Origin of the sequence: Mucilaginibacter ginsenosidivorans (assembly GCF_007971025.1) — a bacterium.
Taxonomy (GTDB): Bacteria; Bacteroidota; Bacteroidia; order Sphingobacteriales; family Sphingobacteriaceae; genus Mucilaginibacter; species Mucilaginibacter ginsenosidivorans.
Window position 1 is genome coordinate 1,674,056 of record NZ_CP042436.1, and the last position, 22,329, is coordinate 1,696,384.

18 protein-coding genes are annotated in these 22,329 nt (G+C 50.8%); 9 read left to right on the plus strand and 9 right to left on the minus strand.

The genetic code is table 11. The features are described 5' to 3' along the window. Window positions 1-139 precede the first annotated feature (139 nt). A complete protein-coding gene (locus FRZ54_RS07740; RefSeq protein WP_147031059.1) occupies window positions 140-796 on the minus strand; it encodes a DNA/RNA non-specific endonuclease in 657 nt (218 codons plus the stop codon). A gap of 231 nt (window positions 797-1,027) precedes the next feature. Here FRZ54_RS07740 and FRZ54_RS07745 point away from each other — a divergent pair, with 231 nt between their 5' ends. Continuing rightward, a complete protein-coding gene (locus FRZ54_RS07745) occupies window positions 1,028-1,258 on the plus strand; it encodes a hypothetical protein (RefSeq protein WP_147031060.1) in 231 nt (76 codons plus the stop codon). A 3-nt stretch (window positions 1,259-1,261) separates the two neighbouring features. Here FRZ54_RS07745 and FRZ54_RS07750 read toward each other — a convergent pair whose 3' ends face one another. Continuing rightward, on the minus strand, window positions 1,262-2,071 hold the full coding sequence (locus tag FRZ54_RS07750; protein ID WP_147031061.1) for an SOS response-associated peptidase: 810 nt from the start codon (window positions 2,069-2,071) through the stop codon (window positions 1,262-1,264). Window positions 2,072-2,073: 2 nt separating this feature from the next. Then, a complete protein-coding gene (locus FRZ54_RS07755; protein WP_147031062.1) occupies window positions 2,074-2,325 on the minus strand; it encodes a hypothetical protein in 252 nt (83 codons plus the stop codon). Between the two features lie 80 nt (window positions 2,326-2,405). Here FRZ54_RS07755 and FRZ54_RS07760 point away from each other — a divergent pair, with 80 nt between their 5' ends. From FRZ54_RS07760 to FRZ54_RS07780, 5 genes are all read left to right on the plus strand, one after another. Then, window positions 2,406-2,768: a hypothetical protein gene (locus FRZ54_RS07760; RefSeq protein WP_147031063.1), complete on the plus strand. Its 363-nt coding sequence runs from the start codon at window positions 2,406-2,408 to the stop codon at window positions 2,766-2,768. Between the two features lie 494 nt (window positions 2,769-3,262). Then, on the plus strand, window positions 3,263-4,747 hold the full coding sequence (locus tag FRZ54_RS07765; protein ID WP_147031064.1) for a Fic family protein: 1,485 nt from the start codon (window positions 3,263-3,265) through the stop codon (window positions 4,745-4,747). A gap of 741 nt (window positions 4,748-5,488) precedes the next feature. Next, window positions 5,489-5,821, plus strand: coding sequence for a helix-turn-helix domain-containing protein (locus tag FRZ54_RS07770; RefSeq protein ID WP_147031065.1), 333 nt, complete (start codon window positions 5,489-5,491; stop codon window positions 5,819-5,821). A gap of 238 nt (window positions 5,822-6,059) precedes the next feature. Continuing rightward, window positions 6,060-13,148 carry an IPT/TIG domain-containing protein gene (locus FRZ54_RS07775; RefSeq protein ID WP_147031066.1) on the plus strand — a complete coding sequence of 2,363 codons (7,089 nt, stop codon included), beginning with the start codon at window positions 6,060-6,062 and terminating at the stop codon, window positions 13,146-13,148. Further along, window positions 13,145-13,840, plus strand: a complete 696-nt coding sequence (locus FRZ54_RS07780; protein ID WP_147031067.1) for a hypothetical protein — start codon at window positions 13,145-13,147, stop codon at window positions 13,838-13,840. The genes FRZ54_RS07775 and FRZ54_RS07780 overlap by 4 nt, the downstream gene beginning before the upstream one ends. A gap of 510 nt (window positions 13,841-14,350) precedes the next feature. Here the strand turns inward: FRZ54_RS07780 and FRZ54_RS07785 are convergent. Beyond that, on the minus strand, window positions 14,351-14,863 hold the full coding sequence (locus FRZ54_RS07785; RefSeq protein ID WP_147031068.1) for a hypothetical protein: 513 nt from the start codon (window positions 14,861-14,863) through the stop codon (window positions 14,351-14,353). 15 nt (window positions 14,864-14,878) lie between these two features. Here FRZ54_RS07785 and FRZ54_RS24390 point away from each other — a divergent pair, with 15 nt between their 5' ends. Continuing rightward, a complete protein-coding gene (locus FRZ54_RS24390) occupies window positions 14,879-15,040 on the plus strand; it encodes a hypothetical protein (RefSeq protein WP_187359785.1) in 162 nt (53 codons plus the stop codon). 185 nt (window positions 15,041-15,225) lie between these two features. On the opposite strand, the gene FRZ54_RS07790 is transcribed toward FRZ54_RS24390, so the two are convergent. The 3 genes from FRZ54_RS07790 to FRZ54_RS07800 form a co-directional block, all read right to left on the minus strand. Further along, window positions 15,226-15,861 carry a response regulator gene (locus FRZ54_RS07790; RefSeq protein ID WP_147031069.1) on the minus strand — a complete coding sequence of 212 codons (636 nt, stop codon included), beginning with the start codon at window positions 15,859-15,861 and terminating at the stop codon, window positions 15,226-15,228. Then, complete coding sequence (locus FRZ54_RS07795; protein WP_187359786.1) at window positions 15,858-18,677, minus strand: sensor histidine kinase; 2,820 nt, start codon at window positions 18,675-18,677, stop codon at window positions 15,858-15,860. Before FRZ54_RS07795 ends, FRZ54_RS07790 begins: the two co-directional genes overlap by 4 nt. A gap of 84 nt (window positions 18,678-18,761) precedes the next feature. Then, entirely contained in the window at window positions 18,762-18,953 is a 192-nt protein-coding gene (locus FRZ54_RS07800; RefSeq protein ID WP_147031071.1) for a hypothetical protein, read from the minus strand. 166 nt (window positions 18,954-19,119) lie between these two features. On the opposite strand from FRZ54_RS07800, the gene FRZ54_RS07805 reads away from it, so the two are divergent. After that, window positions 19,120-19,431, plus strand: coding sequence for a hypothetical protein (locus tag FRZ54_RS07805; protein ID WP_147031072.1), 312 nt, complete (start codon window positions 19,120-19,122; stop codon window positions 19,429-19,431). A gap of 2 nt (window positions 19,432-19,433) precedes the next feature. After that, complete coding sequence (locus FRZ54_RS07810) at window positions 19,434-20,417, plus strand: hypothetical protein (protein WP_147031073.1); 984 nt, start codon at window positions 19,434-19,436, stop codon at window positions 20,415-20,417. 467 nt (window positions 20,418-20,884) lie between these two features. On the opposite strand, the gene FRZ54_RS07815 is transcribed toward FRZ54_RS07810, so the two are convergent. Both FRZ54_RS07815 and FRZ54_RS07820 read right to left on the minus strand, forming a co-directional pair. Continuing rightward, on the minus strand, window positions 20,885-21,430 hold the full coding sequence (locus tag FRZ54_RS07815; protein ID WP_147031074.1) for a hypothetical protein: 546 nt from the start codon (window positions 21,428-21,430) through the stop codon (window positions 20,885-20,887). A gap of 233 nt (window positions 21,431-21,663) precedes the next feature. After that, complete coding sequence (locus FRZ54_RS07820) at window positions 21,664-22,329, minus strand: response regulator (RefSeq protein WP_147031075.1); 666 nt, start codon at window positions 22,327-22,329, stop codon at window positions 21,664-21,666.

Genomic DNA, 22,329 nt, shown 5'->3' on the forward strand with positions numbered 1-22,329 from the left:
GCATAAGCCGATTTGCTCTGGCAAATGTAGACCGAGTCCGTTTTACTAATGGGCCGATGCTGCATTGGCCTGGCAACGACGACATGGATGCCGATGAAGAGGGATAGGATAAATAACGCTTGTTTCATTGTAACCGCTTTTAATCTGTTATTTCAGTCAATGCTAAATGGGAGCCGGCCCGTATTTGCGACACGGTGCTTTTATATTGGGTGTATTTTTTCTTGCTGACGGTGGAGGTATTGGGAAAGATATAAGCTTCAATAGTGTGGTGATACCTGATGATTTTCCAGCACCTGGAAGGGATGGTCATGGGACCGCTTTGTTTTTTTTTGCCATAACTGCCGCACCATACTTCGACCGTTCCGAACCTGGTCGCCATAGCGCGGGTATGAACTTCCAGCCTTTCCCAGGTGATTTCATTCAGATGCCTGGCCTGGGCGGTCATGTTCGAAAAATAGAAACACTCGTGCATATCGGCGGTACTGCATGCGTTATCTGCCGCGTCCATGTTGTGGCCGCGGTCATAATTTTTAACGATGGCGTGGTAAAAGGGCTGCAAATCTGTTGGTCCAGGCAATGCCGCGTCGGGCCGGAAATCATTGGTCCGGTTAACATGGCGGGGCTTCCCTGCGGGACAGACATCCGCAGCGTTGAGGATCCAGTGTACTTTCACGGGGTAGTGTAACACGGTATCAAAGGTGGTGATATAGCGGTGGTGGACGATCGTGACGGTGTCCTGGGCGACGGCGGTGCTCATCCAGGAACACAGGGAAATGGTGATCAGTCTTTTTATCATGTGGCTAAGTGTTTGGTTGTTTTAAAGGTATAGAGACGAGCTGATATTTCCACCGGGTGTTTTCACGGTATTTTGCAGGCTTCCAGCTACGGCAGGCGCAGCCGGGAAACCTGATTGCTTTAGACCTGCCCCTTTTATGACGCTGGTTTTCGACCGGCGTAAAACGTCAGGGTGCATAAGACAGCTTGCGTATTTGATTTTAGTGCCAACCCGGATTGCTTAAATTAGCATATGGTTCATTGGATAGATAACCCGGTATTTGGCTATGCTGTGCAAATTGCAACGGAGTTGCGTTACTGCGAAGTTATTATGCGCGACCACGCTTATGAAGTTGTTTTCCGTAGCGCCTTTGCCGAAATACAGCTTGACGATAATTTAAACTGGCAGCTTACGGCAGGCGTACCGCTGCCTTACAGCATAATAACCGAAATTGGGCACAGGATAGAAAGCGTTTATATGTAGGGGTCAGATATGCAACTCCAGTGCCGGCAGATCTTCATACTCAAACGCCTTTGTAGGCTCAAGCGATTGCCTGAACTCTTTCTCGATGGTACAGGCTGTCATCAATTCGGCCGGGTACTGTGTAGTAGCCAGCTCGGTTATTCGTTCTTCGGTCAGGTCGCCAAAAATCCATTCATAAGCCAGTTCGTCGTCCAAAATGGTCGGCATACGCTTTTTGGTGTTATGCACCTGTTCCATCAGCTTGTTGGCCGCAGTAGTTACAATGGCAAAAGTGTTTACCATTTCGCCCGTCTCTTTATCAACCCAGGGCTGCCAGATGCCTGCCATGTAAAAATAGCTTTTATCCTTTAGCGTAATGTAGTACGGATAGGTAACCGACTTTTTCAGCAGTTCGCCGGTACGCTGGTTTATCGGGAAAACATGCCTCCACTCAAAAAAGCCCGATGAAAGTACCAGGCAGCGCCTGTGCAGTCCAGCCTCGCGGAACATTTTGCCGGGTTTTATTACTTCTTCGCCAATGGCGTTTAGTGTAGTAATTGGCGGGCGGTACTGGCCTTTGGCATCTTTATAGCCAAAACGCATGTTTTTTACATCCTGCCGGGTACGCAGGTAGCCTGGGATAAAGCCCCATTCCATTTGCACAATATCAAAATCGTTTTGCCCCGGCACGGGTACTATCACCGCATTCAAATCATAACTAAACCCTACCGATAAGTCTTTATCGAGAAAATTAAAATCGCACGCAGCTTTTTCCAAAATCTTGAGCCGGATAAACTCATCGTGCGAAACCTTTTGACCGTTGTAATAACACATAATTATTTAATTAAAAAATAATGTTCGTCAACCAGCATGGCAATATCGTTAGCTTCTTCAAGCCGGCCCTCGGGTACCGATGTCCAAAACACGCGGCCCTTATCGTTTTTAGCCGTCGTTATCAGCAGTGGCGGCCGGTTATCAGCAAATATTGCCCGGTATACTTCCGTCATCCCGATGATGTGCTTGCGCACGATTATCTTAACGCCTTTATAAACTAACGGCAAACCCGTATCGATAGTTTGAGATGCCATAATTACCTCCAAATTAACAATGTACATACAAATATAAAAATTGCTGTTGCAATTACTAATATTTTTAGCAATTTTGTTGTATGGCACATACGGGCGATAAATATCCATTTGAACATTATAAACGCGAACAAAAGCTGGCGGCAGAAAAAGAATTGCGGGATAACGTATGGGCAATGTACCCGTCGCATAGAAAAGCCTTGTATTTTGCCGACGAAGCCAAAAAGCGTAATGCCTGGTTATTTGACCCGCCAAACAAACGCTGGTATAACCCTGAAGAATTTGTTACCGAAACGAAAAACCTCCAATCAACCGATGATATTTTTAACCGGGTTGAAATACGGCACCCCATAGATGGAATAAATGCGGGCTATAAGCAAATAACCATGCTGTATGGCAAATTGCAGGAATTGACCAAACGGGTGTTCGACTATTACAGTCGGTAAAAACCTTCCTGGTTGAAGGTGTTCATGATTCATGAACAAAATGTTTTTTTGAACGTAAGCGCTTGGGATTTCGAATATAATGAACAGGAAACGGTGGGAAACCTGGTTGTGTGTACAAATTACAAAATCGCACTAATAGTCAACAAATAAATATGCTCAAAGTGTTGCGGGATCAGTTGTTTGCTATACCAGAATGAGGAGGTCAATGGCTCTGGGATGCCCGGCCCTGGCGTCAAAAATTTTTAGTTCTGCGGTGAACACTGTATCGTTTCACGTTCTGCTATTTTCTATTGATAATAGAAAATATTCTTATATAAAATATAATTAATAGAAAATATTCTTATATGTTAATGATTTCTCCATCTCAATCGAAAAAATTCTCTTCCTCTATTCTCCTTAAAAGCATTAAGGTATTCTAATTAATAGAAAATATTCTTACTAAATCCAACAATAATAGAAAATATTCTTATATTAGCTACAGTATTTAAATTATAATGGAAAAAAATCCCGCACACCTGCAGGAAATTCTGTTCGGAAGCTCTGATAAAAAGGAATCCAGGCAAATTTCCCTTTATGTCAAAAACGGTACCGCCAAAAAGATCGCGCCAAGGTTATATACCACCAATATGGCGGACTCCCCCGGAAGTATCATCAAGCGCAATTGGTTTCGCATACTGGCTGAACAATACCCGGGGGCCATATTAAGTCATCGCAGTGCGCTTGAAAGCCGCCCGACGCCAGACGGGCATATTTTCCTCACCTATACCTATACTAAAAATATACCACTACCCGGTCTAACCATACATTTTCAAAAGGGCGTCGGACGAATTGAAGGTGACCCGGGTTTTTTTGGCGAACTATATATGTCCCAGGAAGCTCGTGCCTATCTCGAAAACCTTCAAACTTCAAGAGGCGCTGAACCCCCAAAAACGCTTACAAGGGAGCAAATCGAACAAAGACTTGAAACCCTGATCCGCAGCCGGGGCGAAGAGGGCCTGAACGAGCTTCGTGACCGGGCCCGTTCAATAGCCGATGAACTGGACATGCAAAAGGAGTTCATAAAACTCAATACACTAATCAGTGCATTGCTGGCAACAAAGCCAAGCAAATTACTTTCCTCTACGGTCGCCAAAGCAAGGGCGCTGGGGGAACCGTTTGATCCTTCCAGGATTGCCTTGTTTGAAAAATTATATGAAGCGCTTGCAGGCCAGGACTTTCCCTTCTATTACGATAAGAATGAAAGTACCAGGAGTTATCAAAACTTTGCCTTCTTCGAAAGCTATTTTTCAAACTATATCGAGGGTACCATGTTTGAAGTTGAGGAAGCTAAGCAGATCATCTTGACAGAAACTCCGCTTCCGGCACGAAATGAAGATTCGCACGACGTGCTCGGAACGTATAAACTGGTATCCAACCGGCAGGAAATGGCCGTTTGCCCGGCCTCGGCAGACGAACTGCTCCATTTGGTGAGGTACCGGCATAAATTGATGCTGGCTTCGCGTCCCAACAAAAATCCGGGCAAGTTCAAAGACAAAAATAACCGTGCCGGAAATACGGAATTTGTGGATCAAACCCTTGTTGCAGGAACACTAAAAAAAGGTTTTGACTGGTATAGTATGCTGCGGCATCCTTTTGCGAAATCCGCTTACATGATGTTTCTTATCAGCGAAGTCCACCCATTTCTTGACGGCAACGGCCGCGTTGCACGAGTTATGATGAACGCCGAGCTTTCGTCAAATAGCCTTTCAAAAATTATCGTGCCAACGGTTTACCGCGAAGATTATATGGGCGCGCTGCGATTGCTGACCAGGCGCGGAGAAACCGCTCCGTTTATTCGGATGATGCTCAGGCTGTATGCATTCAGTTCGACAGTTTACGGTGAAGCTAGCAATGCGATGGAGGTTTATCTGCGTTCGTGCGATGCTTTTATGGAGCCGCAGGAAGGTAAGTTAAAATTTCAGCTTCCTGGCCGTAATTGATCCTGATCAGACCTGTTTCATTTAACCCGTCGAGCGTCGTCGTTTCCTCGGCTATGCGGACATTCCGGACTCATTGACAACCTCGTTCCGATATAACAAACAACTGATTCCCCAAAGCTTTGATCCTATTAATTCGTTGATGGTCAACTCCGAATTTCCCGGCTATCCGCGCAAGGAGGTGTCCAAAGCGCGTGGAATTAGGTGTTCAAGGCGCCCGGCATCTCCAGTTTAAGCTCATTGAGTTGTTAAATGCAGCTCAATAAGACTATAAAATGAACTCTATTTTAGTTTGCTTTGAGCTCCATTAATGGTGGACATTCAGGAGTTATTTACCACCTCGTTCAGATACAGCAAACAACTGATTCGGCAACACTTTGATCCTGTTAATTTGTTGATGATTAATTCGGAATTTCCTGACTATCTGCATAACCAGGTTGTCCAAAGCGCACGGAAGGCTTCTCTGTGCCAAATTCAAATGCACCGAACTTTTCTTTTTATTACGCTATCGATTCTCACCTAAACAAAACGATTAGGCTTCCGCTGACCGAGCCTGCGGGGTACCCAGGGGGCGTGGTTTTTGTGCCGGTCAGATGATCCCGGGGGAAAGGCGCCCGGGATTTTTATTGCCGCGCAGGAGGGTGGGGGCTGCGCGTGGATCCCGCGGGATAAAAATACCGTGAAAACACGGGTTGACCGGTTGGGTGGCTTCTGCTTATCTTGCGCAATTAAACCTTGTTTATCATGCATACGATCGGGGAAAGAATACGTTTATTGCGGCTCGAACGGGGATGGAACCAGGAGTTTCTTGCCTCGCTGCTGCGGGTGTCGGTGCCTGCACTTTCCAAAATGGAGACGGGAATCACGGATCTGAATTTATCACGGCTGGATCAGCTGGCTGAAGTTTTCGGCCTTTCGATGGCCGGGCTGATGTCCCGCAATAGCGGCCGGGAAGGGGAATTGGGAGAGGAGGAGACGTTAAGGCGTTTGCTGGAACAGCGGGATGTGGAGTTGCTGGCCCTTCAGAAAAAGGTGATCGGGCTGCTGGAGGAGCTGAGGGAGGCCGTGGAGGGCTGAGTAGCCGCCTTTGTTTCAACCAGGGATCCTGTAAACCGGTGCCATAGCTTTGGTTGCCGGCAGTCTATCCAGTTAGACAGGGCGGAGAGCAGGAATTTGTTAAAAGAAATTCCGCTTTTCAGGATTTTGACGTACCTTGGGCTCATATAACAAATCCTGAACACTTACATGCTGAATAACCTTAAAGCTTAGCTGCTCGCTGGCAAAAGTCCATTAACCAACCTTGTCCATTGTCTAGATGTCAAAATCCTTAATTTATACTATTTTTTTTGGGCTGCTCATGCCGTTCGCTGTGCGGGCCCAGGCCCCGGATATATCCTATCCCGTACCGCCTAAGATCTTTATCGCTAAGCCCATGACGCCCCTTAAGGTGAGTAATGCCGGCGGAGCGGTTCCCGGACAGTTGTTTCCCCAGGTCAGCCTCCTGACACCGGTCAACAGCAACAGCCTGGCCATCCAGTACTTTGTACGTTTACCTTCGGGAGATATTTACGGTATCCAGTATGGGGCCATTTACCATATTAAGCCGGACGGCACTTATGACCTTTTCGCCGGCGGTTCCAGCTATGGCTACATGGACGGGCAGGGCACCGCTGCGGGCTTTGGCGAAATGGGCGGCATCACGAAAGACGGGCAGGGGAATTTATATGTCACGGACAATAACTACCGGGATGGACTGAATTCGAGGATACGAAAGATCACGCCGGGCGGCCTGGTCAGCACCTATGCGCAGGGATTACAGGGGCCACTCGGTATAGCGGCCGGCCAGGGCGGCGTGCTGTACGTTGCCGAGACTTCGGGAAAGATCATGAAGGTCGCCACCGACGGCACAGTCTCGCTGCTGGCCGGTAAGGGCAGCCCGGGGGCGGATGACGGTACCGGTGCGAATGCCTCGTTCGGTTACCCGGGAGGCATAACGACGGACCGCGCGGGTAATATTTTTATGGCTGATCAGCAAAACAACCGGATCCGGAAGATCACGCCGGATGGCGTGGTGACCACGGTCGCAGGATCGGACAAATATGGTAGCGATGACGGTGTCGGTACTGCGGCATCTTTTTCCAATCCGACGGCCGTGCAGGTCGACTCTAAAGGGAACCTGCTGGTTAGCGACGGGAACTCGCTTTTACGCCGCATCAGTGCCGGCGGTGTGGTCACGACCATTTCTCCAAACTTTTATGATAAGACGGGTCAGCCCGTATACAGTAACCTGCCGGGGCGGGTCATCATTGATGAAAATGACAATGTCATCGCCTGCGCTGCGGACGGCTTTTACCTGCTATCCATGCTGGGTTATAATATCGCTCCCCTGCTTCCGGCCGGCTTAACCTTCGGGGCGGACGGAACCATCAGCGGCACCCCGACGGCGCTTGCTGCCCCGGCGAACTATAAAATAACGGCATCGAACGCGCAGGGGATCAGTTCAGCGACGGTCAGCCTGGCCGTCGTTATCCCGCCGGACCCGCCGGTGATCACTTCATTCAGCCCCGATACGGCCTATCCGGGGGGCTCGATAACCATCACCGGGAACTATTTTACGGGGGTTACCAAAGTCACCATTGGCGGCAAGCAGGAGCCTTTTTATAATGTAACCCCAACCGCTATTACCGCGGATATTAATACGGGGACCCCTTCCGGCGAGGTAACCGTCACCACGCCTAACGGCACTGCGCGGCGGGCGGGGTTCACAATTTTTCCGCCGCCGGTCATCACTTCTTTTGCGCCGGTGACTGCCGGCAAAGGAGCGACCATAACGATCACGGGGACCGGGTTCAAAGGCGCTGTCCAGGTCATGATCGGGGGGCAATATGCTTCATTTAAGGTGATCTCCCCCACGCAGATCGACGCCGTGGTGGGCGACGGCGCTTCTGGCGACATCTTTGTCTACGGGCCGGGCGGGGAATCGACCGTTCCGGGCTTTACTTTTATCAGTCCGCCAGCTATTTCGTCCGTATCCCCTGCATCCGCAGGGGCGGGAGCGACTGTTACGATCAACGGGAGCAATTTCAGCAACGCCACTTCCGTAAAATTCGGCACGACCGCCGCAGGCTCCTTTACCGTGAATTCAGCGACGAAGATCACCGCCGTTGTTGCGGCGGGTTCGTCGGACGGTATTACCGTCAGCACCCCCGGCGGGACCGCAACTTTCAGCTCCTTCAGCTTTAAAGCCCCGCCGGTGATCACCGGCACCAGCACCATGAAAGGAGGGAACAACTCGGTGATCACGATCTATGGCACCAACCTGGATGGCGCTATCGTCACCATCGGAGGGGTTCCGGCGACGGTGACCGCTAATTATACCAACCAGATCTATGCCACCCTTGGCATCGGGGGCGCATCGGGCGATATCGTTGTTGTGACACCGGGCGGAACGGCCACCCTGCCGGGCTTTACCTGGATCGCTCCGCCGGCCATTGCCTCGTTCACACCGCAAACAGCTGCCGCGGGGGAAAAAATCAGTATAAAAGGCAGTAACCTGTCCGAGACCTCCGCGGTATCTTTCGGAGGTGTGTATGCGACATTTAAGGTGATATCGGACGGCGAAATCGAGGCTACCGTACCGGATGGTGCCGGCGGCGCCGTGATGGTAACTACCCCCGGCGGGTCCGCGGGGGTGCCCGGGTTTGTCTATAAAGGGCCTTCCATAAGTTCCTTCCTGCCTGTACAGGCAGGAAAGGGCCAGACGGTAACCATACAGGGAAGTAATTTCAACGGGGCGACCGGGGTTAGTTTTGGCGGTGTGCCCGCGACGTCGTTCCGGGTGATTTCGGCGACTCAGGTCAGCGCTGTCGTGGGCGCGGGCAGGTCGGGAAGCGTTACGGTGACTACGCCGTCCGGGTCGGGTTCGCTAGCCGGATTCCAGCATCCGGGCCCGTACATCCTGTCCTTCAGCCCGGCTTACGCGGGTGACCTCTATATAATGCCGGTAACGATCACCGGGAACAATTTCACCGGGGCAACTGCCGTCAGCTTCGGCGGCGTACCCGCTGCATCTTTTACGGTCATATCGGCGACTTCGATACAGGCCACACCCGCCAAAAGTGTATCCGGGGATGTCATGGTGACCACGCCGCTGGGCACCGACAGCAGACCCGGATTTACCTGGGCGCCGGTACCTGCGATCACATCGATCTCCCCCTCCTCGCAGGTTAGCGGCAGTATGGTAACGATCACCGGAACCGGTTTTGTTGGCGTGACCTCCGTCAGGTTCGGCGGCGTACCGGCGTTGTATTTCAGCGTGGTTTCCCCGACGACCCTGAACGCCACGGTCGGCAACGGCGCCAGCGGGGATGTGGTCGTTGTTACCGCAGGCGGCACGGCCACCCAAAGCGGCTTTACCTATGCGTCACCGACCATCCAGTCGTTCAGCCCGGTACTGGCAGCGGCAGGACAGACGGTCACGATCAACGGGACAAATCTCAGCGGGGTGCAATCGGTCAAATTCGGAAATGCAGAAGCGGCCTCTTTTTCGATCGTTTCATCCTCCAAAATAACTGCTGTGACGGGTACGGGGGCCAGCGGCAATGTCAGTGTTGCCGGTCCGGCGGGATCGGCTTCCGCTCCGGGTTTTACGTTTTTACCGCCACCCGTTATTTATGCGTTTACACCAAACGAGGGCGGAAAGGGAACCGAGATAACGATCAGCGGGGCAAACCTGACGGGCGCTTCCGTGGTTCTGGTCGGGGGGGTGGCCGCAACGATAACCGGCAGCGGGGACAGCCAGGTGAAGGCTAAGGCCGGTTCGGGGGCTTCGGGTAAGGTTTCGGTCAGGACCATCGCGGGCTTAGCGGAACTTGACGGTTTTACCTGGTATCCGGCGCCTGCGATCACTTCAGCCTCGCCGATGGCCGCCAACGCACAAACGCCGGTGGTGGTGACCGGTACCAATTTTGCGGCGATCACGCAAGTGCAGTTGGGCGGCTCGGTGGTGAACTTCAGTATCGATTCGTCTACGCAGATCACGATCGATCCTGCAAATGGCGCAAGCGGGGATATTACGATAACCGCTGCGGGCGGGACGGCTGTCCTGCCGGGGTTTACTTTTTTGGCTGCGCCGGCAATTACTTCGTTTACCTCGTCCGGCGAGGGTGCGAATGCAACGGTTACCCTGACCGGCAGTAACTTTACGGGGGTCACGGGGGTCCAGTTTGGCGGGGTGCCGGCAAAGTCCTTTTCGGTGGTGTCCACAACCAGTATAACCGCCCGGCCGGGTGCCGGGGCGACGGGTAAGATAACCGTCACGGCCAGCGGTGGTACGGCTGCGATCCGTGGCTTCCTGTATTTGAAACCGCCTTCCATCAGTTCCTTTTCGCCGGCCTCAGGCCCTGTCGGGACGTCGCTGCAGATCAATGGCGATAACTTTAATAGTGTTGCGGCAAAGAACATCGTATTCTTTGGCCCGGTCAGAGCGCAGGTCACCAATGCGAGCCAGACGCAGCTGACGGTTACCGTGCCGGCCGGGGCGAACGGGCTGGTCTGGGTGCTCAACACGGACAAAAAACTGTCGGCCAATTCCAACCTGCCGTTTATTGTGACCAATAACAGCGGTACGGCAGGGTTCAGTAACCACCTGGACCTCCAGTTCAACGGGACGCCGGGCAGGTATGCGGTCGAGGATTTTGACCTGGACGGCAAGCCCGATCTGCTGGTGTCGAAGGGGGATTCTTTGTTTATTCTCCGGTATGGCAGCGACCCAGCGCTTTCGCGGTCATCTTTCTCCCAAAAGATCGTCCTTGAAACGCAGCGGGGCGGGGCGTCGCCGGCGATCGGCGACGTGGACGGTGATGGCAGGATGGACATTATGTTTACCTCCTATCCAAGTATCGTATTGCTGCATAATATCTCCACTGCGGATCATATCGCTTTTGAACAACAGGTTTTTGAAAATCTGAATGGAACATTCGACGGTATGGCGCTGCGGGATATGAATAGTGACGGGCGGCCGGACCTGATCGTCGGTTCGGCGGAGACGGTTTATTACCCGAATACGACGTCGGGCGGCACCATATCTTTCGGGCCGCAGATGTACCTGGCCAATGCTTCTTCGAGCAGCAACATGGCACTGGCGATCACCGATGTCGACGGGGACGGTAAACCGGACCCGATCAATGCAAGCTCTTACCGCGGCATGTCGATATTCCATAACAATTCTGTTCCGGGGGACCTGTCTGCGGATGACTTTCCGCTTACCTATTTTACCAATTCGGGGACCTATTATGACGCCTCGGGCATCATCACGGCGGATTTTGACGGGGATGGTAAACCCGATATCGTTGAAGATAACTTTACGGGTAACCAGCTGATCATTTCCAGGAATATCGCTGTACCCGGCGCTCTCAGCGCTTCTTCGCTTGATGTGCCGGTTGCATTCTCTAATTCATCCATGCAATATTTCATGAATGCCGCCGACATGGACGGGGATGGGAAGATCGACCTGGTCGCTGCCTCGAACAACGCTGTTTATTTTGCCCGTAACCAGTCCGTTCCCGGAACGATCGCGCTGGCGGCCCCGGCGCCGCTGGTCAGCAATGTCGGTTCCGACAACCTTGCCTATATCACGACAAGCGATATGGATGGTGACGGGAGGGTGGATATCCTGCTGGTCGACGGACAGAACGGTAAACTGTCGATCTATCATAACGGCCCGGCCGTAGTGCCGGAGATCACGTCGGTGTCACCGCTTACGGCCGGCCCGGGGATAAAAGTGACGATCAAGGGGAAGCATTTCGACGGCACGACTTCCGTGAAGTTCGGGGGTAAGGCGGCGGCTTCTTTTACGGTCGTTTCTACGGAAAGCATCGAAGCGGTCGTGGGCGATGGTCAAACGGGGCGTATCTCGGTGCTGACCCCGAACGGTGAGGCGACCTTCCCGGGCTTTATCTTTGCGCGGGCGCCGGTGATTACCGCCGCTGCGGCCGCTGCTGACGGGAGCGGCCTGGTGACGATCTCGGGTAATTATTTTACGGGTGCTGCCTCGGTTTCCATCGGGGGTGTCGCGGCCAGTTCATTTACGGTTAAGGCTGACTCCACCATCACGGCGGTGTTTACCGGCGTGAGCGGGGAACTGTCCGTGACGACGCCGGGGGGGACCGGCACGCTGGCATCGGTCACGGTCAAAGCCAACGAAGTGATCCGTTTTCCGCCGGTTCCGGCCCATACCTACGGGGATGCTGACTTCGGCCTGGACGCGACCAGTAACAACAATGGGATACCCCTGGCTTACACGCTTGATAAACCGGGTGTAGTGTCCATAACGGGCGGTCAGCTGCACATCATAACCGCGGGTACGGTAACGGTGACGGTGTCGCAGGCCGGGGACGGCCTTAATAATGCGGCAAAAAGCGTCGCGCAGGTGATCAACATCCGCAAAAGGTCGCTCACGGTCCGGGCCGGCGACCTGGTGCGCCCGTCCGGGCAGCCCAATCCGCCTTTTTCGCTTACTTATGAAGGTTTTGTGAACGGGGACAATGAAAGTAAGCTGGGCACCCTGCCGGCGGCGGGCTGCGTGGCGACGGCGCTTTCGCCGGCCGGGAGCTACGATATCGTGGTGAGCGGCGGCACTTCGGACAGTTACGATTTCAATTATATCAAGGGCATCTTGACGGTGAGCCCGCCACAGGACAACTTTAAGGTTGCCGCAGGCAGTGTTACCTGTAAGGGCGAAAATAACGGATCCATCAGTATTACCGCTGTGCGGGCCTCTGCTTATACGGCGGTTCTGACCGGGAACGGGTTAAGCAGGAACCTTGATTTTTCTGCGGCGGGCAGTTTTGATAACCTGGCCCCGGGCACCTATACGGTTTGTATAACGGACCCGTCGCTGGCCAATTATCAGCAATGTTTTGACCTGGTGATCACGGAACCCGCGGACCTTTCGGCCTATGCGGTGACCGATAAGAGCGCCAATACGGTTACGATCGCGCTGCATGGTGGCGCCGCCTACCGGATACAGCTTAACGGGAAAAGCTATGCGACAGCCGACAATACGATTACGCTGCCGCTCGAGGCCGGTAGTAATAAATTAACGGTGACCACCGATAAGCTTTGCCAGGGCAGGATCGAGCAGATCATCAATATCTCCGGTAACCAGGCGCCTTATCCCAACCCGTTTGAAAATTTGTTGTATGTCAATATCGGGGAGGTCCCGGCTCAGCGCGCGGCGTTCAAAATCTACAGTGCTTCAACGGGTGCGCTTAAGCTCGAAAAAGAATACCATGCCCAGTCCGGCGTGATCACGCTGGATGTTTCCGGTCTGGATATGGGTGTTTATTTTATTCACGTGGTGGTGGACTCGAGGGAGACCGTCTATAAAATTATTAAGAAATGAAACAAGCGATATTTTTTTTATTGGGAGCGATCGTGCTGGCGGGCTGTGGCAAGGCCGGCGGGGGTAAAGGGGACAATCCTGTGCCGCAGCAGGGTAAAATCGCGTTGCTGTCGCCTGCTCAGAATGAGCTTTGTACGCAGGGTTCGGTCATTTCCGCTGCTGAAAGCACGGTTACTTTGAAATGGTCGGGCTTTAGTGGCAGCAACAGCTACGAGCTGACGATCAAAAACCTGGCGGACGGCTCGGCCGAAACCCGGACAACGGGGGAAACGCAGGCGGCTGTGACGCTGGAGCGGAACATGCCTTATTCCTGGTCGGTTATTTCCAGGTCGGCGGCGAATGCGGTTCTCGCGAAAAGCGAGGTATGGAAATTCTATAATTCCGGGCCTGCGGGTATTGACTATGCGCCTTTTCCAGCTGAAATTGTTTCGCCGGCGGTCAACGAGGCGGTTACGGTCAGCGATGGCAGGGTAAACCTGGTCTGGCATGCTACGGATGTGGATAACGACATTGTCAGCTATGATGTTTACCTTGGCGAAACGTCCCAGCCTGCCCTGGTGGCAAGTGCCGTTACGGCATCTGCGACCTCGGCGGATGTGTCTGCGGGCAAAACGTATTACTGGAAGGTGGTGACGCGGGATGCGAAGGGGAATACTTCGGATTCGGGGGTCTTTGAATTTATGACGAAATGACGGGAGCGGCCGGCCGGGTGCGGTAAAGCAGAGCCCTGCTTTACCGGGCTTTGTCAATTACCTGGCCCGCTTGGCCAGCCGGATCGCAGGCAGGGAGTGAATTGTTCAGGAATAAATTTCTGTCCATTTACTGTACAATTGCATTACTCACGCCTTGTCTATACGTTTATATCCGGGTTTTTGTAATCCCTGTGCCGAACCGGATACACTTTTCGATATTCTCCTTCATGACAGCATGGCTAACCAGCCGGGTCTCATTATGCCGCTTATTATACCGTTAATTAAAAGCAAAATAATATCGCCGCGTATATCAGTAAAGAACTCCCTGCGCCACCGTGGTATATTTGAACCTGGTCCCTTTTTTTCAGCGATGGGTTAAGCAAATTTCGATAAAATAACCACGGTGATTTTTACCAGGTCTGATACCATGTTGTAGGCTGAATTTACCGTGCCAGCAGCTGTATTTGTAAAGCTAACCTCACCGGCATGCAAGTGCACGGGATCAACCCGCTAATAGACCAGGATGCCATAGCAGCCAATACCTATCGCACCGAAATCGATCCTGCCGGGATTCTGATTAATTTCACCGACTTCCAGCGTTTGACCCGGAGAAAGGGTTACCGTGTTCGCCGATGACCATTGTATCAAATTAAGAGAAAAATTTATTGTATAGCTAAATGTCAGATAATGACCGGTGAGATTTTGGATTTTTAATACCGTGCTGTAACGATTTTGGCTGCAGCCGCTAACGAATGTCTTATCCGTCTGTATAAAGTTGAAGGTTGCAAACGGCACGGGTACACCCAACTCGAACACGTTGATGTCACGCCGGTAAACATCAATTGTTGGTACGCAGCAGGATCCGTCATCCTGCGTTGCACTTGCATTATAGTTGGTTGCTTCTTTGTTGGTGCAGCCTTTAATGGCAGGAGGAATATTGTTTTGACGGCATGCGATTACACCTAAGGTTAAAATAACAGGGGCTGCTATAATGGAAACAGCATTTTTGGTGATTGTTTTCATGGCTTTGCTGAATTAATGAATGAACTCAATGAGATAATGATGACCTGCCCGGGGAGCCGGGAACCGACCAGGAGCGAAGTGACATTTTTGGACAGTCTGATAGCTCCTGTAGCAACTGAACCTGTATCGGCAAAACGATCAACTGGTGATGGCCCGGTAAATCGGAACATGGTTTAACTGGATTAAAATACCAATGCTAAAATCCTCAAAACCAAACAAATGCCAGCAGGGAAAAATCCCCTTTTTGTGCCCGTGAAAACCCCCTCGGGAGAAATTAAGAGAAGGAGAATCACCTGAGCAAAGTTATCCCGGCCGCTGATTGTTGCCTTTTGAGAGTTGGGACTGTCTTTTTGCCCGAATGGTCAGATAAGTTGATGATGCACCGCGTACATCGCCAGACCCACGCGGTTTTTAACTTCGAGCTTACGGAAAAGGTCCTCGCGATAACCATCAATCGTTTTTGCGCTCAGGCACATCCGATCGGCGATCTCCTTGTAGGTCAGTTCAGTCGCTGCCAGCCGGAGGAACTCAATTTCCCGGCCTCGTAACGGCGATACCGGTGAGGTCTCGGCGACCCGTGCTGTATGTTTAACCAGGTAATTGGTCACGAATCTGGGATAATGGAGCCCGCCGCTCCGTACGGTATCGAGCGCGGACCTGAACTCCTCGATTTCGGCATCTTTTAGAACATAACCCGAGATACCGTTCCTGACCATTTTGATAACCGTCTCTTCGTTATGATTCATGGATAAGATGATCACACGGATATCCGGGTAATGTGCCTTAAGCCAAAGGACCGTGTCAAAGCCATTCATGTCCGGCATATTGTTATCTAGGAGAACGATGTCCGGCTTGCGCTTGGGATTGACCTTTTCCGTGAAATCTTTGCCGTTGTCGCTGCAAAACAGTACCTCATAGTCATCGAAGGTTGCGACTAGAACGGCTAGGCTCTTCAGGAAGAGTTTGTGATCGTCTACTATGGCAAGTGATGTCTTCATTTTTTTGGTTTTTGTATCACCACGCTGATTTCTGTACCCTGCTCCTTTTCGGAAAGAACAGAAAGCACACCTCCGGCCATTGCCGCTCTTTTTTGCATGTTGGATATACCTAATCCTTCATGGGCGCTTGTTTGCTCAAAACCCGAACCATCGTCGCGCACTGCGATCCTGAAACGTTTCGAAGTGCTGCTCACCGTGATCCAAATGTGCTTTGCATCGGCATGCTTCAAAATATTATTGACCGCTTCCTGGAAGATACGGTATACGAGCAGTTCGGTTTGGTCGTCCAGGAACCCGTCCTGCCAGTCGATATTCACCGAAGCATCGATTTTTTTTGCCAAGTTCAGGCGTTCCGCGTCCCTTTTTATACTTTCTACCAGGTCGTGCATGAGCAATTTTCCGTAATAAAGGTTGTGTGTAAAATCCCGGAGGTTTCCGATTACCTCGTTCAGGATGGATTTGGCTTCCTCGAGCTGGCCAGGGGCGCCCATGCCCAGGTTAAGCTTGATCACTGACAAGGCCTGGCCGATATCGTCATGAATATCCCGGCTGATCGACTGGCGCTCTTTTTCCACTGCCAGTTCCTTTTCAAAATACAGCCTTTGCCGCGTCAGCTTCATATGGTAATAAATACGGATGGCCAGGAAGATCAGCAGAGCGATAGTTATCGCGGCAAACACGTTAAACCAGGTCGTCTGCCACCAGGCAGGGGGAATAGTCAGCCTGCAGGTTACACTATTGCTGCTTGGCCCCAATACAGGATGCCAGGCCCGAGTCTCAAAAACGTAGTTCCCGGGAGCAAGAGAAGCAAAGTGTACGACGTTAAGCCCCGCCCGCAGGAAACGCCAGTTGCCCCCCCGGGTATCCGCAAAACGGTATTGGTAACGGGTTTCCTCTGGTGATCGCAGTGCAGGGAAGGACAGTACAAATTCTACATCGCTTAGGGCATGGCTGTAGCTGATCCGCGACCCGGATAATGTATCGGCGCCGTTAAAGATGGCGTAAGTTATTGCGCATGGTAACGCGGCTTGCACATCGAGGTTCTTCAGCGGTTCGCTGTATATTGTTTCCCGTGACAGGATGTAAACGGAATCGTTTGTAGCGACGATGTCCCGCATATCCATATCTTCGCCGAACCGCTCGCCCTCGAGCTTGTCTGATCTTAAATTCATCAACAGCTGCTCACCTGGTCCCGCGAGTAGTATATGGCTCCCGATCACTTTCATATCGCGGATCTCCGCCAAAGGCAAACGGTCTGCACTTATTGCCAGTCTGGTCTTCCCGGTTTCATGAACGATAATGCCTTTTTCTTTAACCGCGATGAATTCTTTTGACCCGGTGGAACATAGTGCTGATGCATCGATGTCTTTCTCCCCGAAACGGATGTACCGCCTTTTGTGCTTGTCAAATTCAATGACTTTCCTTTTGACGCCGGCAATGAAGCAATGCCTCACTGTATCATAGCAGATGCCGGTGATAAAGTCCGGCGGGCGGGGTCTTCCGGTGTAGTGGCTGAATTCTGCAGGGAGCAGGTTTTCCTGGGAGAGCAGCGGGCTGTCCGGCCTGAGCAGATGGCCGAATAGGCCGTCGGTATGGAGGACCAGCCCGTCCCCTCCTGCAGTCTTGAGTGAATCTGAAAATATCCACCCTACCCTTGTTGTCTTTCGCAGGGAATCGTCATATATAAATGTGGCGAGTCCGCCGTCGAATAGATAGCGGTGATGGGAAATCCTTTGCACATGAATTAATGGATACCGGACGCTGTCCGTATTAAAAATTAGTGCAATTTTACGCTGTTCAGGATCAATCAAATATATTTTTCCGGAATTGGTGCCGGCAATCAATCCGGAATGGTCCACTGCTATCGATGCAATTTGTTCACCAGGTATATCCAGGCGCTTTCTGGCTGGTATGTACGGCAGCATGAAAAGCCCTCGGTCCCGCGTGACGAACCATAAGTTACCTTCCCGGTCACACGCGAGGTCCCGCATATTATACCCCGGGAATTGGCGCCCGTCGCTGCAATAAATTGTATTAATACCACCATACCATAAAGTGCCATCCGGCTCCGAAGCCGTGCCCAGTAACCGGTCGTTTGGAAGTACAGCCCGCCACGACGGTGTAATTGCAGAGCCATTGAACCCGAGAACGCCCAGCCGTGAGTAGTTTATGACCGGCGCATTTATTTCTGCGAATAATACTGTGCCCGATGAATTCGACTGGTAGATCATACCGAAGGCGTCTTTGCGGTCGCGGCTGATAATGTTGTTGAGCTTCCTGAACCCCCGCCTCTGCGAGAAGGAAAAAATATCGCCTGTTGGCATGTTGTATACAAAGATATGACCCGAGATGGCAAAAATATTAGTGGCTTGCTCGTCGATCGCGGGGAAATCATTGTGGTGGCGGTAGCCTTTGCAGGAAAGGCTTTTGCTGTCGAACAGGTATAAGCCTGACTCCGAGGTCACGTAAACTTGGTGGTCATGATAAAGGAGGCATTGAAAACGATCATTCTTTGATTTCCGCCGGAGAAGCCGCGGCTTTTGTTGATCTTTCAGGTAATACAGGTTGGTTTTATCGCCTGTCAGCCAGATCCCACCCTGCTCATCCTGTATGATGTGGTCGATCTCTTGATTTCCCGGGCCAAGAGGTACAGCAGAAGCGATGATGCCATCATATCTCGAAACACCGCCTTTATGGCCGATCCATAAATAGCCGTCACGGTCAATAAACAAACATTTGATCGTCCGCCCTGGTAAAATATTTTTGTAGATCAGGACGGTTGATTCTGCTCCGTTAACCGAAAAGTGCCATGACATGGCGATGAAAAAAATCAGATATTTTGACCAGAGGCTCATAGAAATGAAGATACTATGAAAAAACGGACTTGACTACCCGGATTTTCACCCTTTTTTGTTACAGCGATACGGCTGCGTTTGCGTTAAAGGAAATGCAGTATTCAGTTTTGCGGGCGTTATACAATATACCGCGATCTTTCTTTCAATACCTCCTGAGCTTTTCAGGTACCTGTAGGGATCTGCCGGCCATTTCTCGTTGCAGGCATAGAGGGCTATGCGGCCAATGAGTCGTGTCATGGGATCGTGAAGTCAATATTAATCTGCGAAGACTTGTACCCGGATTTTCACCCTTTTTTTTGTGGGAATTCGCCCTGTTAAAAAGGGGGTTTCTACCCGTTTTTTCATGAGTATCCGCGGATAACTTAGACAAAAAATTATCTGTTGATTTTAAAAAATCCAAAAAATGAAAACATTCGACTTGGAGCTTCGGGTGACCGCCTTTGGCTCAATTATTACGTGGAAAATCTATTTAGAAGACGCCACGGACGAGAATCAAAAGGTGACTGGCTGGCAATCGTCACCCGACGGCTACTTATACAAAAAATTACCAGGTTATCAAATCGAAGATGTCAGCCTCGAAGTATTTGCAGGGTGTCATGGCATTACCGGCGGCACACTAAGCTGTGAAGTGTTCATCAATAGTACCAAACAGGTCAAAACGGTGGATGCCAAAGTAGAAGATAAAAAATATGCCACACAATCTTATCCGATCTGATCATGAAGAAGCAAATTTTATGGACTATAATGTTCGCCGGTTGTTCGTTTACCGGCTTCAGCCAGGTGTTGCTGGAAGACAAGCAGGGCGATCAGATCGCAAACAACGCACCTGTTTACACTCAAACCGCAGGAGCGGATCGGGGTATCAATACGGTGCTTATCAAACTCAATACGGGCGATCAGTCGCTGGGATTCGATTATATTGTCTCCTCCAAGAGCTTTGACCCTTCTAATTACCGCATTCACGAGTTCAGCGTAAAAGCGAAACCGACCGATGGCGCGGCCGCGGTCCTTAACAATGGCCAATTCTCCCCGGGACTGAAATTTAACTATTCGCTGACGCAGGTTTCCTTGTTTGCTGACCAAAGCGCATTCACGGATTGGGGTGGGGTTACTATTGCTTACGTGATCGATAAATATTCTTTGTATAAAAAGGATTTGGCATTTGCCGGCCAGGTATATTCCCAAAGTTTTAAGGGGCTTAGTATTGCATTGAATTATAATGCACTGATAAAGTCAAGATGGATATTTAATGCCCATTTTGGTTATGCCCGGACCAGTAACTATGGTGCGTTGAATACGGTAAATATCCAGGATATTTCTTCGATCACCGATCCGGAAACCATGGTGATTCGGCAAACTGTTAAAAGTAAGACAGCTAAAGAAGGGGTCTACAAGGAAGGTGACAGTTACCCCCTGATGATCGCACTCACCAAAGCGACTACAACGGATGCGCCAGGCTCTGCCTCTGTGGCGAAACTAAGGCTGGGTTATACAGTATACCTCAAAAGCATCATGTCAGCGGGCAAACCTGAGACGAACGCTGGTTTGCTTTTCTTTTTAACCAAGCAAAACAAATCAGGTATCAGGGCGCCGGTGTTTGGGCTCGATGTCCAAGCGCAGGATCCGTTTGACGTCCATCGCGTGAATAATGGCCTTCAAAACCGGCTGGCTATTGGGTTTACTACAGTTTTTACATTGTAAAATGAAGAGTCGGGCTTAAAGACGTCTGGCTTATTATAAGCAATGGGCCTCAGATTTGTTGACCGGCATCATCTACGGGAAAAATGCGCACTGGTTTGTTCCTGTCAGATGGTTCTCCGCGTCATGTCCCATAAGCATACACTATTGTTTTCCTGGTTTTGAGGTTTTCTGTGCATCTAATATGAATGATAATATAAGTGGGCCAGTTTAAAATTAAGTGAATTGTAAATAAATGTAGTGTGTTTTGTAATTATTATCTATAGATATTGAAAGTGATTGGTGAATTTGCTTAAAGTTCTTCTCGTTTTTGAAGTAAAACGGTCCGTTTGGTTTCAACGACCGGTGGAGACTTTTTACCTCTTGATCACAAGATAAGGTCACGGCCGATGCCAGCAGGCACGTGAGGATCAATTTGTCTGACATAGGGCATGGTCTTTGGTCTCGAAGATTATAGCGACAATAATTTCTCAATAGCTAGTTGACCGGACACTCGATTCCACCTCGTAACTTTTAATGGCTGAGCTGATATCGGTGCTCATCTCTGTCTTGCCGTTAAATTCGAAATATTCCGGTTTCCGGTCGTCACCGACGATACCAACCAGGTCCGACACCGGGATCTCGGTTGAATGGAGACGAAAGTCATGTTCATCCAGGAAGGAAACGGTGAACGCGCCCCGGTTATAGTTATCCCGCAGGTCGTTCAGTCCATACAGGTAAAATTTGAAATAGAGGAAGTTGCCCCGGTACAGCGTTTTCATGGCTGTAGTGGCGCCTGTTTTTACGTAATCGAGATTGGTTGTCCCGAGATCACGTAAATTGGGTTTGAAAACCTCGAACTTTTTTATATTCCGGGAATCCAGGTCGCCGATCTCCCGGAGTTCGTTGTCGATCAACTTATAAATTTTGCCCCGGTGAATAAAAGTGTTATCACCGATTTGCGTGTCAGTATTATTGCTACAGGAAGTGATGAAAAGGAGGGTAGCTGAGACTAAAAATAAGACTTTGATTTTCATAACAAAAATGAAACTAAAAAGGACAACGATTAACCCTATGCTGTGATCAATAAACAATGGCATGACGTTAAGGCTTAGTTGGCGACGTAGCGTTACGGTCTTAAAGAAAGTCTTTTTACCGGGCGACATCTTGATTGCTGCCTGCCATCATATCGTATCTTAATAATGCAACTATTGGATCAAAAGTAGGCGGGCATTGGCGGCTGTTTTTACGGGAAACCGTAGCGGCAATATTAGATGATCTTCAGCTCGGTGCAGAAGGCGACCAATTGTTCGTTTTTCTTGAAATCCATGGCGGTTTTGATCAGGTTGAGGCGTTTTTCTACGCTGCTCAGGCTGGAGGGATGCAGGCCAAGGGCGTTAAGGAAAGCCGGGATATCTTTTTGGGCGGTTCCTTTGGCCAGCAGGCGAATGATCGCCGTATCCAGTTCTGAAAATACGTGCAGGTTTTCCTGTGCCGGCTGCGTCCGTAGTTCGCGGGGATGGTGTCTGCGGTTTTGCGCCAGGTGCGCAATGGCGGTTTTCAGTTCCTGCGCGTCACCGCGTGCTTTGCGGACGTAGCCGTCAATGTTAAGTTCTTCAAATAGCGACCGTATCACGGGCGGGCTGCTTTCCGCGGAAAATACCAGTACCCGGAGATTCGGCTGCAGGGTTCTTGCAGCGCGGATCAGCTCCACACCCTCAGGCAATTGCTGCGCGCTGCCGTCTGCTTCGAAATAAAGGTCGGTGACCAGCAGGTCGTACGGTTGGCCGTTCTGCAGGGCCTTTTTTACTTTGGAAAGGGCCTGGTCGCAGTAATGGGCATGGTCCGGCGAGGGGATATGCAGGCCTTCCAGTGTTCTTCGCAGGGACAGGTTGGCGATCTCATGGTCTTCGGCGACAAGGACGTGTTCGAACAT

What these genes read in the sequence shown, in the direction of transcription:
- FRZ54_RS07740 (WP_147031059.1), bottom strand. Translation starts at nt 796, where the DNA reads ATGATAAAAAGACTGATCACCATTTCCCTGTGTTCCTGGATGAGCACC.
- FRZ54_RS07745 (WP_147031060.1), top strand. Translation starts at nt 1,028, where the DNA reads ATGGTTCATTGGATAGATAACCCGGTATTTGGCTATGCTGTGCAAATT.
- FRZ54_RS07750 (WP_147031061.1), bottom strand. Translation starts at nt 2,071, where the DNA reads ATGTGTTATTACAACGGTCAAAAGGTTTCGCACGATGAGTTTATCCGG.
- FRZ54_RS07755 (WP_147031062.1), bottom strand. Translation starts at nt 2,325, where the DNA reads ATGGCATCTCAAACTATCGATACGGGTTTGCCGTTAGTTTATAAAGGC.
- FRZ54_RS07760 (WP_147031063.1), top strand. Translation starts at nt 2,406, where the DNA reads ATGGCACATACGGGCGATAAATATCCATTTGAACATTATAAACGCGAA.
- FRZ54_RS07765 (WP_147031064.1), top strand. Translation starts at nt 3,263, where the DNA reads ATGGAAAAAAATCCCGCACACCTGCAGGAAATTCTGTTCGGAAGCTCT.
- FRZ54_RS07770 (WP_147031065.1), top strand. Translation starts at nt 5,489, where the DNA reads ATGCATACGATCGGGGAAAGAATACGTTTATTGCGGCTCGAACGGGGA.
- FRZ54_RS07775 (WP_147031066.1), top strand. Translation starts at nt 6,060, where the DNA reads ATGTCAAAATCCTTAATTTATACTATTTTTTTTGGGCTGCTCATGCCG.
- FRZ54_RS07780 (WP_147031067.1), top strand. Translation starts at nt 13,145, where the DNA reads ATGAAACAAGCGATATTTTTTTTATTGGGAGCGATCGTGCTGGCGGGC.
- FRZ54_RS07785 (WP_147031068.1), bottom strand. Translation starts at nt 14,863, where the DNA reads ATGAAAACAATCACCAAAAATGCTGTTTCCATTATAGCAGCCCCTGTT.
- FRZ54_RS24390 (WP_187359785.1), top strand. Translation starts at nt 14,879, where the DNA reads ATGAATGAACTCAATGAGATAATGATGACCTGCCCGGGGAGCCGGGAA.
- FRZ54_RS07790 (WP_147031069.1), bottom strand. Translation starts at nt 15,861, where the DNA reads ATGAAGACATCACTTGCCATAGTAGACGATCACAAACTCTTCCTGAAG.
- FRZ54_RS07795 (WP_187359786.1), bottom strand. Translation starts at nt 18,677, where the DNA reads ATGTCATGGCACTTTTCGGTTAACGGAGCAGAATCAACCGTCCTGATC.
- FRZ54_RS07800 (WP_147031071.1), bottom strand. Translation starts at nt 18,953, where the DNA reads ATGACACGACTCATTGGCCGCATAGCCCTCTATGCCTGCAACGAGAAA.
- FRZ54_RS07805 (WP_147031072.1), top strand. Translation starts at nt 19,120, where the DNA reads ATGAAAACATTCGACTTGGAGCTTCGGGTGACCGCCTTTGGCTCAATT.
- FRZ54_RS07810 (WP_147031073.1), top strand. Translation starts at nt 19,434, where the DNA reads ATGAAGAAGCAAATTTTATGGACTATAATGTTCGCCGGTTGTTCGTTT.
- FRZ54_RS07815 (WP_147031074.1), bottom strand. Translation starts at nt 21,430, where the DNA reads ATGAAAATCAAAGTCTTATTTTTAGTCTCAGCTACCCTCCTTTTCATC.
- FRZ54_RS07820 (WP_147031075.1), bottom strand. Translation starts at nt 22,329, where the DNA reads ATGTTCGAACACGTCCTTGTCGCCGAAGACCATGAGATCGCCAACCTG.